The organism is Vibrio sp. 1731, from assembly GCF_033339955.1.
GTDB lineage: Bacteria > Pseudomonadota > Gammaproteobacteria > Enterobacterales > Vibrionaceae > Vibrio > Vibrio alginolyticus.
Map to the genome: position 1 here is coordinate 103,194 of NZ_JAWOVO010000007.1, position 14,789 is coordinate 117,982.

A 14,789-nucleotide genomic window follows, 5' to 3' on the forward strand; every position below is an offset into this window, starting at 1 on the left:
AAGCACAGGCAGCCATTAGCTGCCTGTTAGGTGTTAATTACACACTGAACGATGCACCACAACCACATGTTGTCGTTGCATTGGGGTTATTTACGAAGAAGCGCGCTCCTTCCAACCCTTCTGTGTAGTCAACAATACCGCCTACGAGATATTGCAGACTCATAGGGTCTACAACCAGTGTTACACCACTGTTTACGATTGTCGTATCGCCTTCGTTTACATTTTCATCAAAAGTAAAGCCGTATTGGAAGCCGCTGCAGCCGCCGCCAGTAATGTATACGCGCAGTTTCAATGCTGGGTTTTCTTCTTCAGCAATCAATGCTTTAACGCGAGATGCTGCTGCGTCAGAAAAAGATAATGGTACGTTTACTTCGCTCACGAAGACCTCTCTCACTCGTGTAATGCGTCAAGCCTGAAGCAAGACGTCAAATTTGTGCTAATTAAGACGATTATCCAATACCTGACAAACTCGTTCAAGTATTCGCCGCCGATTCTTTATAACAGATGCGGATATATAAGATTACACTGCGAAACAACACATAAATTAAGCAAAACGTTTCTAACTTGATTATAGCTAGGTACAATGCGCTCCACTTGGTCCGAGCAATCAAAAGAGGATAACCCCATGACCAAATCATCAGAGCTGTATCAAAAAGCTCAGCAAACCATCCCTGGCGGTGTCAATTCACCAGTTCGTGCATTCAACGGCGTTGGCGGTTCTCCGCTATTTATCGAACGAGCAGACGGTCCACTGATTTTTGATGCCGATGGTAAAGCGTATATTGATTACGTTGGCTCTTGGGGTCCAATGATTCTTGGCCACAACCACGCAGTTATCCGCGAAGCAGTAATTGATGCAGCGCAACGCGGTCTTAGCTTCGGTGCGCCAACAGAACTTGAAATCGCGATGGCAGAATTAGTTTCTGAGCTTGTTCCATCAATGGAGCAAATCCGCATGGTAAGTTCTGGTACTGAAGCTACGATGAGCGCGATTCGCCTTGCACGTGGCTTCACCGGTCGCGACAAGATCATGAAATTTGAAGGTTGTTACCACGGCCATGCTGACAGCTTGCTAGTAAAAGCAGGTTCTGGTGCACTAACTCTAGGCCAACCAAGCTCTCCTGGCGTTCCTGCAGATTTTGCTAAGCACACGCTAACAGCAACATTCAACGACCTAGATTCTGTACGCGAGCTATTTGCTGCTAACAAAGGCGAAATTGCTTGTATCATCGTTGAGCCAGTAGCAGGCAACATGAACTGTATTCCACCAGTGGAAGGCTTCCACGAAGGGCTACGTGACATCTGTGATCAAGAAGGCGCGCTACTAATTTTTGATGAAGTAATGACAGGCTTCCGTGTTGCTCTAGGCGGCGCGCAAGCACACTACAACATCAAACCCGACCTAACGACACTGGGTAAAGTGATTGGTGGCGGTATGCCAGTAGGTGCTTTCGGTGGCCGTAAAGAAGTGATGCAATACGTTGCACCTACAGGCCCAGTTTACCAAGCTGGTACCCTTTCCGGTAACCCTGTCGCAATGGCAGCAGGCTACGCATGTTTGAACCTTCTAAAAGAAGAAGGCAACGAAAAACGCCTAGCTTCTAAAACGAAACAACTTGCTGAAGGTTTTAAGTCTCTAGCAGAAAAACACGGTATTCCGCTAGTTGTTAACCAAGTGGGCGGTATGTTCGGCTTCTTCTTCACTGACCAAGAAAAAGTAACTTGCTACGAAGACGTAACGAAGTGCGATATAGAACGCTTCAAGCGTTTCTTCCACTTAATGCTAAAACACGGTGTCTACCTTGCGCCATCTGCGTTTGAAGCGAGCTTTACTTCACTCGCTCATGGTTCAAAAGAGATTGATGCCACACTAGAAGCGGCTGACCGCTGTTTTGCTGTTCTTGCAGAAGAAGCGAAGTAATCGCTAAAAACGGCGATAACGCATTTAGAAAAGGACCGTAACGGTCCTTTTTTATTGCCAATTCAAAATAACCAATATCGCTAATACCCCAACGACAATGCCAAACCACGGTATTCGCTTAGCTTTTTTCTCAGTTTGACACTTTTTATCACCGTTGCAACAACCCATAGCTCATCTCTTGATTGATAACCGACTGATTTGTAGTCATTATAGCAAGGTACATCGCCCTGCTCTAATTCGGCATTGTCATAAGCTTGAAAGAGTTAAGAGTGCAAAGTAATAAAGGTTACACGCCATCATTGAAGGCATAAACCGTAAACGTCACCTGTAAGTTGGACTAATACCATGCCAAATAATGTAAAAATAACGTCGAGTCACCGAGTACTAATGGTTGCTTTACTCGCCGCTGCTTTTGCTTGCTACTTATTGGTTGAGCCATATATCAATTCAATTGTGATGGCTTTTATCATTTCTTTGCTCATGTTTCCGATACACGAATGGTTTGAGCAGAAAATTCCCAAGCACCTCAATATGGCGGCACTGCTGTCATGTGTCGTCTTGACGTTTATTATTGTTATCCCGCTTTTATTTGTGTTTGCCGCCATTGTTCAGCAAGGCTCTGTTTTCTCACAAAATACATATAATTGGGTTACCAATGGTGGTATCCAAGATATATTCCAACACCCTTTCGTTATCAAAGGCTTAGCGATTGTTAATGAGTACTTACCTTTTGATAAAATCGAGCCCAAAGCCATTGCTGAGAAAATTGGTCAATTTGCCACATCGTTTGGCTCTAACTTAGTCGCTATCAGCGCAAAGATTTTAGGAGACGCAACCAACTTCCTAATGAACTTCTTCCTAATGCTGTTTGTGCTGTTTTTTCTGCTTCGTGATCACGACAAAATTATCTCTGCGATTCGTCATATCCTGCCACTCTCACGTAGCCAAGAAGACCGCATATTGACAGAGATAGAGCAAGTTTCTAAATCAGCCGTAATGGGCTCATTCATGACAGCGATTGCTCAAGGTCTGGCTGGCGGTATCGGTATGTGGCTCGCCGGCTTCCCTGGGTTATTTTGGGGAACAATGATGGGCTTTGCATCATTCATTCCAGTGGTAGGAACCGCACTAATCTGGATTCCTGCAGCAGCGTACTTGTTCTTAACAGGCGATATGACTTGGGCTATCTTCTTGACGGTGTGGAGTGTAGTTGTCGTTGGCTCTATTGATAACCTATTACGTCCGTTGCTAATGCAAGGCAGCGCCGGCATGAATACCCTTATGATTTTCTTCTCATTACTGGGTGGTCTGCATCTGTTTGGTTTGATTGGTCTTATCTACGGCCCACTTATTTTTGCCGTGACCATGGTACTGTTTAATATCTACGAGGAAGAATTCAAAGACTTCCTTAACCAACAAGACAACAGCTAGTCACCGCTTAATCACTTCAAGCTTGGGGCAGATTGTGCGAAAATCTGCCCCAAATTATTTCTGATGAACCAAATTTATGTCTGCTTATATCGCTCCTAGCCAAATAGCTCAGCGCCAACTTGAATACTTCAACGGAAAACACGTTTTAGTCGCTGGTGAAGTTGAAGACCTATTTCCTCTTGAGTTAATGGCTCATTGTGAGTCTGTTGAAGTGTTTACTTCCAACTATAGCTACTACCGCCAAATTCAAACCTCTGACAAAGTGAAAAGTCATTTTGGCTCTGTGTTTGATGTTGAAACAAAAGCAGACATGGTCCTTTTATACTGGCCAAAAGCAAAAGCCGAAGCAGAATACTTGCTGGCGATGTTGATGGCGAAACTGGGCATTAACACCGAAATCGTCATCGTTGGTGAAAACCGCTCCGGCATCAAGAGCATCGAGAAGATGTTCCAAGAATACGGCCCTGTGAACAAGTACGACTCTGCTCGTCGCTGCTCATTTTACTGGGGTAATTGCCTCAATGAACCAAAACCTTTCAACCAAGCAGATTGGTTTAAGTCTTACACTGTTACACTCGGTGAGCAGTCGCTAGCGGTTAAGAGCCTACCTGGCGTATTCAGCCATGGCGAGTTCGACTTAGGTAGCCGATTGCTGCTTGAAACCTTACCTAAGCTGTCGGGCAAAGTGCTCGACTTTGGTTGTGGTGCAGGTGTACTCGGTGCGTTTATGGCGAAAGCGAATCCAGAGATCGCGATTGAGATGTGTGACATTAATGCTTATGCGATCACTTCTAGCCAAGCCACATTAGAAGCGAATGGTTTATCCGGACGCGTATTTGCATCAGATATATACTCGGATACCGCAAAAGACTACCGCTTTATCGTCAGCAACCCGCCATTCCACAGTGGTCTAGACACAAATTACAACGCAGCGGAAACCTTGTTGGGTCAGGCGCCACAATACCTAACCAAAGACGGCGAAATGGTGATTGTCGCGAATAGCTTCTTAAAATACCCACCAATTATCGAGCGGGCGTTTAATAATTGCGAGACGCTAAATAAGACCAATAAATTTTCTATCTACTACGCGAAAAAATCATAACTTCCCCCCGCGCAGGCACAAACCTGCGCGATTTTTTCTCATAAATTCAACACTCATAAGAAAAACTGCGTCACCCTGCACGCTTTACAACTAACTTTCTTGTCAAAGAAAAAAAACTCGTTAATTTTGTTAATTCTATCTAGTTGAACATCTTATCCGTTTTTAACGAGAACCTCGGCAGCGAAGTATGTTTTAGAACTGCCCATTATGAGTTGTAATCTTATCCATGTTTAAATTCTACAAAAAACAGAAATTTAAGCGCCTTCAGAGTACACTGATGACCGCATTTCTGGTGCTCAGTATCACACCTCTTACCATTACTGCGATCTTTTTCTTGCAGTCCCACAGTAAAGATCTGCAAGAACAAAGCACCTCGCACTTACTGTCTGTTCGAGATACAAAACAGCAGCAAATCATCGACTACTTTGAGGCACGAGAAACCGAAGTCATGGGCTTTGTGCGCTCAGAGTTGGCTTACGCCAGTGGTGGCCGATTCTACGGTCTCGTCAATGCTTTTAGTCGTTTAGGCAATGATATTGAAGAGTCTCGTAAAAACGCCCAACAGCGCTACATCGAGGGCAGCGGAGACCAAATCAAAACCTCAACGTTACCCGAGTCATCCAACTATGTAGGAAGTGAACGTTACCGACTTTTACATAAACGCTATCATTGGGCCTACTTGGAGCTCCTCAAGCGCTCTGATTTTAATGACATTTTGCTGGTCGACATCAATGGTAACGTCACCTACTCGATCAACAAAGACGATAACTACGGAACGAACTTGTTATCAGGCCCCTACAAAGACTCGGCACTTGGCAAAACTTTCAAGCGTCTCGCCGATGATGTGACTGAACGTCGAAAAGTAAACGAAGACTACACTCCTGTGATTGTGTCTGACTTCGAGCTGGAAGGGGGTAAATCAGTCGCTTGGCTAGGTGCACCAATTGTTCAGCAAGGTTATCTACACAGCTATGCCATGTTCCGCTTGCCAAATAATGGCATCACTAAGTTAGCCGCAGACGCTAATCGAGAGTCATCCATTAACACCCTGCTGGTTGGAAATGATCACCAACCTCGCACAATTAACACGAAACAAGACGACATTAAGAACAGTTTAGAAGTGATCGATAAAGCACTCTCTGGTGCGTTTGGTGTCGGCACTTACACGAACGGCTTAGGTGAAGAAATCATCGCGGCTTATGCACCGATTGAAACTCGTGGTGTGATTTGGGCGCTCGTAGTACAGTTACCAGAAAACGAAGCTTTCGCTCGTATCCATCAACTCGAAAAACTATTCGTTATCGCTATGTTGATCGCCATTATCCTTGTGGTGATCGCTTCTCACTATTTATCAAACTTTATCACTTCTCCGTTGCTGAAATTGACTTGGGTTGCCGAAAAGGTCTCTGCAGGGGATCTTGATGACACGTCTTTTAATACGGTTCGTAAAGATGAAATTGGTCGGCTTGCGTTAAGCTTTGAACGAATGCAACGCTCTATTCGAGAGAAGATTCAAACCATTAAGAAGCAAAATGAAGAACTAGAAAGCAACATACAGATCATTCAGAAACAGAATGAAGAACTGCAATTGGCCGATAAATTAAAAGATGAGTTCTTAGCCACGACTTCTCATGAACTTCGTACACCGTTACACGGCATGGTCGGGATTGCTGAAACCTTAGCGTCCGGCGCCAATGGCGCGATCCCCGCTAGCCAGAAATATCAGCTTGATATCATCATTAAAAGTGGTCAGCGTCTCGCTAATCTAGTCGATGACTTGTTGGATTATCATAAAATGCGTTATGGAAGCATGGATATCCAGAAATCAGCAGTGAGTTTGGGCAGTGCAACACGATTGGTTTTAGAGCTTTCTAGCCATTTACTTGGAAGTAAAACCATCCGCATCATCAACCAAGTCCCTGCGGATTTAAAAGCAGTGTCAGCTGACCCGCAACGCCTTGAACAAGTGCTATATAACCTGATTGGCAATGCGATTAAATACACCTCAGAAGGTAAAATTGTTATCTCCGCTAATGTGGTAGATGATCATGTACGCGTACAAGTCGTGGATACTGGACAAGGAATTCCCGCAGAACAACTTGAACATATTTTTGAACCACTTATCCAAGCAGGGCAAGACGCGAGCCGTTATCGTCAAGGTGCAGGGCTTGGGCTCTCCATTAGCCGTCAATTGATCGAATTAATGGGAGGCTCGTTATACGTCAGTAGCCAGCCAATGGTCGGAACTACCTTCAGTTTCACTTTACCGCTCGCCAGTGAAGAAGAAATCCAAGCAACCCAGACTCTAGCTGCGCACGGACACTTCCAAATCCCTGAAGTTAATGTAGAGAACAGTGAAGACTTATCACTTCCAGAGAACCCAGACGGCCCGTTACTGTATGTTGCTGACGATGAACCAGTAAACTTACGCGTGCTTGAAAGCTTTTTACGTTTAGAGGGCTATCGTGTGCGTACCGTCTCCGATGGGCCAGAAACGTTAGCGCTCGTCGAGCAAGAGAAGCCGGAACTTCTGTTATTGGATATCATGATGCCAGGCATGAGCGGCTACCAAGTTTGTAGTGAACTACGTGAAACCTATGATCATGCCGAGTTGCCAATCATTATGCTCACCGCACTCAGTCAAACAGAAGATCGTGTAAGAGGTTTTGAGGCAGGAGCCAACGACTATTTATCGAAACCATTTAATAAACAAGAGTTGGCGGCACGTATCCAAGCGCATTTAACGGCAAGTAAAGCAGAAATGCGCCATATGGAAAACAAAGTGCTAGAGTCTGAACTTAGACAGCGTGCAGTCGTTGAAGCAAGCTTACTTGAGACTCAAGGTCGTTTGTTGGAACAGCTAGAATCGGCTCCTGAAGCTATCATCTGTCTACGTGAAGACAAGCGTATTCGCTTTGCTAACGAAGCTGCTTGTAAGCTATTCAAGCGCAGCTTAGAACAGCTAAAGCGTTCATCTGCTGATGAGCTGATTGCCCCTAAATATCTGACCGTCAAACAACCTCATTACTGTGGCAAGATTGATATCTATATTGAAGATATTCGTCAGAACATCGAAGCAGACATTCTTAAGCTCCCTGAAGGTTCAGGGTTAGATATCATGTACATCTTTAATGTCGGCGGTGGAGCCAGTGCCGCTCGCATACATAATCTAGAAACCGCCGTAGAAGTGCTTTCAAGTTATGCATTTGATGGTGACAAAGACCAATTGCAAAAGCTAAAAGAGCTTGGCGGAGAATTTACGCGCCTTGCAGACAAAGCGCTCGGTAATAAAAAAGACAAGCAAGAACTTATGCGAGAAGTTCTAGTAGACGCAATGACACATGCTTTAGAGTATTGGGAATCTGTAACGGGTGAAAGTAAGTTCGCATTTGCAGAGCAAAGTGGCTTGTGGCGCGTTTATCTAGACCGTAGTACTTTGCAAACACGCACTTTAGATAAATACATGCGTATAGAAACATTACCCAAAACACCACGTTGGAGAACGGTGCTAAGCTCGATAGAGTTCATTCTCGAACACTGCAAAGAACAGAGCCCCGAGAGAGCATACATAGAAGCACAACGAGATAAACTACAGCGACTATTGACCAGCTAATATTTATCAAAAAAACTAGCCCAGCGTGCATGCTGGGCTTTTTTGTTATTCGAGTATTCCCTTCCTAGAGATAAAAGAGACCGCCTCTTCCTACCCCATTAACATATTTCCAATAACGAACATTCGGTTAGACATCGCTATCTATTGTTGGTCTTCAAAACGTACGATCTTATCCATTTAACTGGCCTTAATTAGGTAAGTTCGAGCAACCAAAAAACTTCATTCATACAATAAAAAAAGGACGACAAACGGAAGAAAACTGTCGATAAAAAAGGCCATTTTTCAGATAACAAGCGGATTTTGACGAACTATTGATAGAGATTGCGAACTTAATCACAACAGAACGGCAGATTAATTTTTAGCTGATTAATTAACACCATTTCTGCATGTGAGCGAGATCTCCGAACCTAGAAACCAAGCAAGAAACGTATATTTTAAATGGATCACCAGGTTAGTAATCACCAACACTCATTATTAACAAGGATATAAACTGCGACGCATATCAACGTTTATTTTTTGTCCCTCTACTGGTTAAAATTAGCCAAAATAACGTTTATAACGGAGAGCTCAGAGATTTTAACGTTTTTAACGGGAATCAAGTTTGATTATTTTATGGATAAGGTGTTTTCTTACTCCTGCCTAAGGCCTACAGGCCACTCTTGGCGAAACTCAATGTTGTAATGAGTAAGGCATGTACAAGAGGTAGGTCTTAGAGAGTGTTTATCAATTGATGACATTCAATTCCATTTAGTGAAATGAAAGCAAATAGTAAGGAACAGCTATGCTTGCCAATATTAAAAAAACAGCACTAGCAACAGCAATTATTGCAACGGCTACTACAGGTTTTGCATCGGTAGCTACTGCGGCTGAACGCAGTGAACTGACTATCCACCCTAAAGAGTTTACAACTTTCGTTCGTAACTTTAACCCTTTCTTGGGTGCAACTAACCTGCACACAACAACCGACTTTATTTACGAGCCGCTCGTTGTTTTTAACGAAATGCACGGTAACACGCCTGTATTTCGTCTAGCAGAAAACTTTACCATGGCTGATGACCTGATGAGCGTAACCTTCGATATCCGTAAGGGCGTAAAATGGTCTGATGGCAAAGCGTTTACCGCTGATGATGTTGTTTACTCTTTCAACCTAGTTAAAGAGAAGCCAGAGCTAGACCAATCTGGTATCAACTCTTGGGTGACTGGCGTAGAAAAAGTTAACGACTACCAAGTTAAATTCCGTCTAAGCGAAGCAAACTCAAACGTTCCTTACGAAATTGCGAAAGTACCCGTCGTACCTAAGCACGTATGGAGCAAAGTAAAAGATCCAGCAACATTCACAAACGAAAATCCAGTAGGCAGTGGTCCATTTACTGAAATCGACACTTTCACACCGCAGCTATATATCCAGTGTGAGAACCCGAATTATTGGGATGCTGACAACCTAGATGTAGATTGTCTGCGTGTGCCACAAATCGCGAACAACGACCAATTCTTGGGCAAAATCGTTAACGGCGAAATGGACTGGACGTCTTCATTCGTACCAGACATCGACCGTACGTACGCTGCAGCAAGTCCGAATCACCACTACTGGTACCCACCAGCGGGTACTCAAGCATTTGTAGTGAACTTCAAAAACCCAGACGCTGCGAAAAACGAAGCACTAACTAACGTTGACTTCCGTCGTGCGTTCTCTATGGCGCTAGACCGTCAAACTATCATTGATATCGCTTTCTACGGCGGCGGTACAGTGAACGACTTCGCATCTGGCCTTGGCTACGCATTTGAAGCTTGGTCTGATGAAGAGACGCACAACAAGTACAAAGGCTACAACACATACAACGCGGAAGGTGCGAAAAAGCTTCTAGCTAAAGCTGGCTTCAAAGATGTAAACAAAGATGGCTTTGTGGATACACCATCTGGCAAGTCTTTCGAGCTTCTAATTCAATCACCAAACGGTTGGACTGACTTCAACAACACGGTACAACTAGCCGTTGAGCAACTAGCAGAAGTGGGCATTAAAGCTCGTGCTCGTACACCGGACTTCTCGGTATACAACCAAGCTATGCTAGAAGGTACTTACGACGTTGCTTACACCAACTACTTCCACGGTGCAGATCCACACTTGTACTGGGATAGTGGCTACAACTCGAAGCTACAAGCTGGTGACGGCATGCCTCGCTTTGCAATGCACTTCTACAAGAACGATAAGCTAGACGGTCTTCTTAACAGCTTCTACAAGACAGCAGATAAGCAAGAACAGCTAGAGATCGCTCATGGCATTCAGAAGATCATTGCTCAGGACCAAGTAACTATTCCTGTGCTATCTGGCGCGTACATGTACCAATACAACACAACTCGCTTCACTGGTTGGTGGAACGAAGAAAACCCTAAGGGCCGTCCAAACATTTGGGCAGGTATCCCAGAGCGTCTACTTCACGTACTGGACCTAAAACCAGTTAAATAAGTAGAAGTTCATTTCAAGCGGCATACATCCCGTGTGCCGCCTATAAAAATCCCTTGTTAACGAAACCAATATGTGGCGCTCGTCGTCAGGGGATTTTTCGCTCTAAATTTCGCTAGGAGCGACCTGAAACCAGAAACAGGGAAAAAATCTGGGTGAGTAAGGTGTGAGTTATGGGTTATTTTTTAAGACGTTTGTCGTTCTATCTTGTCGCGCTCTTAGTTGCAGCGACGTTAAACTTTATTATTCCGCGAGCAATGCCTGGTGACCCAGTTACCATGATGTTTGCTAATGCTTCAGTACAGGTGACTCCAGAACGAATCGCAGCAATGAAAGAACTGCTCGGTTTCGTTGATGGGCCAATTTACATTCAGTACTTCTCGTACATTAAAAACATTCTAAGTTGGGAATTGGGCACCTCAATCCAGTTCTACCCACTTTCAGTTAATTCTTTACTAGGTAGTGCATTTGGCTGGTCACTATTTCTAGCTGGTACTGCGGTTGTACTTTCTTTCTCCATCGCTTCTGTCCTTGGTATTTTTGCCGCCTGGAAGCGCGGTAGTAAGTACGATGCATTCGTAACGCCTGGTACATTGATCATTCAAGCTATTCCACAAATGGTTATCGCAATGTTAGCGCTGTTTACCTTTGCGATTGGCCTGAAATGGTTCCCATCTGGCTATGCTTACACGCCAGGTACTATTCCTGATTGGACAAGCTGGGAGTTCATCAAGAACGTGGGTTACCACGCTGTATTACCTCTATTCTGTGCAACCATCGTTCAAATTGGTGGCTTCCTAGTTAACATGCGTAACAACATGATCAACCTTCTCGCCGAAGACTATATCACGATGGCTAAAGGTAAAGGGCTGAGTGAAAACCGCGTCGTCTTTAATTACGCCGCACGTAACGCACTACTTCCAAGTGTTACCGCACTGTCTATGTCTTTAGGTATGGCCATTGGAGGTCAATTAATCATCGAGATGATTTTCAACTACCCAGGCCTAGGTACTGTTCTATTGAACGCAATTCACGCTCGTGACTACCAAGTACTTCAAGGTCAGTTAATTATCATGACGATGTTCATGCTGTGCTTCAACTTAATGGCTGACATGCTGTACATGATTCTAGACCCTCGCCTACGTACGGGAGGCAAATAATCATGAAAGAACTATTCAAACTTATTTTAGGTAACGCATTTGCTCGCATTGGTCTTGGCATTGTTACGCTGTTCGTGTTCGTTGCGATTGCCGCTCCTTTACTTACAAAGCATGCGCCAGACAAGCGAACCGGTAACCCACACGAATACCCAAGCTTTGTTGTAAAACAGGCACAAAACAACCCTGATGGTTGGGTCGCTAAAAACCTAGCAGACGATCGTCGTACACTGCTTATGTCTAAAAAGGCCGACCACGTATTAGGTACTAGCCGAATGGGTCGCGATATCTGGTCGCAGGTGGCTTACGGTGCACGAGTATCACTGGGTGTAGGCTTTGGTGCTGGCATCATCGTGTGTTTCTTAGCAACAGTCATTGGTATATCGGCAGGTTACTTCGGCGGTAAAGTGGATGACGTATTGAGTGCCGCGATGAACATCATGTTAGTAATCCCGCAGTATCCATTGCTATTCGTGTTGGCGGCCTTTATCGGTGAAGCAGGCCCACTCACCATTGCCTTGATTATCGCTGGTACTTCTTGGGCATGGGGTGCACGTGTTGTCCGCTCTCAAACTATGGCACTACGCGAGAAAGAGTTCGTTAAAGCTGCCGAAGTATTGGGAGAGTCTTCATTCCGCATCATCTTCGTTGAGATTTTACCAAACCTTATCCCAATTGTCGGTGCGAGCTTCATTGGCTCAGTAATGTTGGCGATCAACACTGAAGCGGTCATTTCGTTCCTAGGTTTGGGTGATGCCAACACGATCAGTTGGGGCATCATGCTTTACAACGTGCAAACCTCATCAGCCATGCTGATTGGCGCATGGTGGGAAGTACTAGCACCTTGTATTGCCCTAACACTACTGGTTACTGGTCTTGCTCTGTTGAACTTTGCCGTTGACGAAATTGCGAATCCTCAACTTCGTTCTCACAAAGGCATGAAACGCTGGAAAAAACTAGCAGCAAAAGACAAGAAAGAGCGTGAGCCTGAACTGGCACCACAAAATGCACTATGGAGCGGAGATAAATAATCATGACTGCACCACTAATTTCCATCCGTAACCTATGCGTAGACTACATCACAGACGCGGGCGATGTCCGCGCCTGTAACAACGTGAGCTTCGACATTGCACCAGGTGAAGTATTCGGTCTGGCTGGTGAATCTGGCTGTGGCAAATCCACTGTTGCCTTCTCACTAATGCGCCTTCATAAGCCACCAGCGTTTATCACAGGTGGTGAGGTTATCTTCAACGGTGAAGATATCCTTCAGTACAGCGATGATCGCATGCAAGCGTTCCGCTGGAGTGAAATGTCGATGGTATTCCAGAGTGCGATGAACGCTTTGAACCCTGTTCTAACCATGGAAGAGCAGTTCTGTGACGTCATCATGCGTCATACCAATATGACTCGCGCTCAAGCAAAAACACGCGCTGAAGGTCTGCTGGAAATCGTTGATATCCACCCTAGCCGATTGAGTGATTACCCGCACCAGTTCTCTGGTGGTATGCGTCAACGTCTAGTAATCGCAATCGCTTTGGCTCTGAACCCAAAAATGATCATCATGGACGAACCGACTACCGCATTGGATGTAGTGGTTCAACGTGAAATTCTACAAAAAATTTACGCGCTTAAAGAAGAGTTTGGTTTCTCAATTCTGTTCATCACACATGACTTGTCATTGATGGTCGAGTTCTCGGATCGTATCGGCATCATGTACTCAGGTGAGTTGATTGAAGTCGCGCCTTCTAAGCAAATTCTGGAAAGTCCTTACCACCCTTACACCAAAGGTTTGGGTAGCTCTTTCCCTCCACTAACTGGACCAAAGACCAAATTGACTGGTATTCCAGGTAACCCGTTGAACTTGCTAGAAGTACCACGGGGCTGCCGCTTCCAAGCTCGTTGCGATCGCGTACATGAAGCATGTACACGTGTACCAACCCAATTACGTCAAATTGAACCAGGTCGCCTCTCAAATTGCCATTTGTACGGCGACACCATTGCTCAAGCTAAGGTTTAACAACAAAAAAACGCTAGCTAAGAACAAAAATTACACTGGAGAGAATTATGAGCAAACAATTCGGCGAACTGCTGATTGAGGGTAAAAATGTCGTTAAGGACTTCCCTTTAAACAGTAACTCAATCAAACAATCTAAGATGCGCGCAATCAACGACGTCTCTTTCAAAATGTACAAGAGCCGCGGCTTGTCAGTGGTAGGTGAATCTGGTTCAGGTAAGTCTACTACTGCAAAAATGATTGCAAAAATGTACGCACCAACCGATGGCATCATTGAATACAAAGGTCGTGATATCCAAGACATCACCTCTCGTCACGATTTAATGACCTACCGTGAAGGTGTACAAATGGTGTGGCAAGACCCGTTTGGCTCGCTAAACCCAACGCACAATATCTTCCACCATATTGCGCGCCCGCTGCTGATTCATAAGAAAGTAGCACCGGGCAACAAGAAAGAACTGGAAGAGCGTGTGTACGACCTACTTGAACAAGTTGGTCTTATTCCACCAAAAGAAACGGCGCAAAAGTTCCCGCACCAGCTATCTGGCGGTCAGCGTCAGCGTGTCAACCTGGCTCGTAACATCGCGGTTGGAGCTGAAGTAGTCTTGGCGGATGAGCCAACATCCATGCTCGATGTATCGATCCGCGCTGGCGTTTTGAACTTGATGGAAGAGATGAAGTTCGAGAAACAAATGTCTCTGCTCTACATCACTCACGACATCGCAACAGCGCGTTACATTGCTGAAGATCTCGCGGTCATGTACGTAGGTCACATGGTTGAATGGGGCGATACTGAAGAAATCATTCACGACCCTCAACACCCATATACGCAACTGTTGGTATCTGCGGTTCCAGATCCATCGAAGTCTATTCACGAGAAACTGAAAGGCAACAAAGGGGAAATCCCACTTTGGACACCAGAATCTGTCGGCTGTCCATTTGCTGGACGTTGTGTACACGCTACCGACAAATGTCGCGAACGACTACCGGGCGTCACTCAACTGTCCGACAACCACTTTGTCCGCTGTTACTTATTTGAAGATTAATCATAACGAGGGTCAGGTTCAGCCTGGCCCATTCCTGTTTTTAT

General features: G+C 44.9%; 10 protein-coding genes. 9 read left to right on the top strand and 1 reads right to left on the bottom strand.

Annotation, left to right across the window (positions count from 1 at the left end):
• Nucleotides 1-37: 37 nt before the first annotated feature.
• The gene (erpA, locus tag R7035_RS10205; RefSeq protein WP_005380031.1) at nucleotides 38-379 is read right to left on the bottom strand and encodes an iron-sulfur cluster insertion protein ErpA; all 342 of its coding nucleotides are present in this window, start codon (nucleotides 377-379) and stop codon (nucleotides 38-40) included.
• Nucleotides 380-625: 246 nt separating this feature from the next.
• Between erpA and hemL the strand changes: the two genes are divergently transcribed.
• From hemL to R7035_RS10250, 9 genes are all read left to right on the top strand, one after another.
• Nucleotides 626-1,921, top strand: a complete 1,296-nt coding sequence (hemL, locus tag R7035_RS10210) for a glutamate-1-semialdehyde 2,1-aminomutase (RefSeq protein WP_053304106.1) — start codon at nucleotides 626-628, stop codon at nucleotides 1,919-1,921.
• Between the two features lie 345 nt (nucleotides 1,922-2,266).
• Nucleotides 2,267-3,352, top strand: a complete 1,086-nt coding sequence (locus tag R7035_RS10215) for an AI-2E family transporter (protein WP_318146118.1) — start codon at nucleotides 2,267-2,269, stop codon at nucleotides 3,350-3,352.
• A 76-nt stretch (nucleotides 3,353-3,428) separates the two neighbouring features.
• Entirely contained in the window at nucleotides 3,429-4,454 is a 1,026-nt protein-coding gene (gene rsmC, locus R7035_RS10220; RefSeq protein WP_258457617.1) for a 16S rRNA (guanine(1207)-N(2))-methyltransferase RsmC, read from the top strand.
• Between the two features lie 226 nt (nucleotides 4,455-4,680).
• Nucleotides 4,681-8,067, top strand: coding sequence for a response regulator (locus R7035_RS10225; RefSeq protein WP_005380036.1), 3,387 nt, complete (start codon nucleotides 4,681-4,683; stop codon nucleotides 8,065-8,067).
• A 781-nt stretch (nucleotides 8,068-8,848) separates the two neighbouring features.
• Complete coding sequence (locus R7035_RS10230; protein ID WP_005380037.1) at nucleotides 8,849-10,531, top strand: ABC transporter substrate-binding protein; 1,683 nt, start codon at nucleotides 8,849-8,851, stop codon at nucleotides 10,529-10,531.
• Nucleotides 10,532-10,701: 170 nt separating this feature from the next.
• Nucleotides 10,702-11,688: an ABC transporter permease gene (locus R7035_RS10235; protein ID WP_005380038.1), complete on the top strand. Its 987-nt coding sequence runs from the start codon at nucleotides 10,702-10,704 to the stop codon at nucleotides 11,686-11,688.
• A 2-nt stretch (nucleotides 11,689-11,690) separates the two neighbouring features.
• A complete protein-coding gene (locus tag R7035_RS10240; protein ID WP_047102642.1) occupies nucleotides 11,691-12,716 on the top strand; it encodes an ABC transporter permease in 1,026 nt (341 codons plus the stop codon).
• 2 nt (nucleotides 12,717-12,718) lie between these two features.
• Nucleotides 12,719-13,702, top strand: coding sequence for an ABC transporter ATP-binding protein (locus R7035_RS10245; RefSeq protein ID WP_005380040.1), 984 nt, complete (start codon nucleotides 12,719-12,721; stop codon nucleotides 13,700-13,702).
• A gap of 47 nt (nucleotides 13,703-13,749) precedes the next feature.
• Complete coding sequence (locus tag R7035_RS10250; protein ID WP_005380041.1) at nucleotides 13,750-14,745, top strand: ABC transporter ATP-binding protein; 996 nt, start codon at nucleotides 13,750-13,752, stop codon at nucleotides 14,743-14,745.
• The last annotated feature ends 44 nt before the right edge of the window (nucleotides 14,746-14,789 follow it).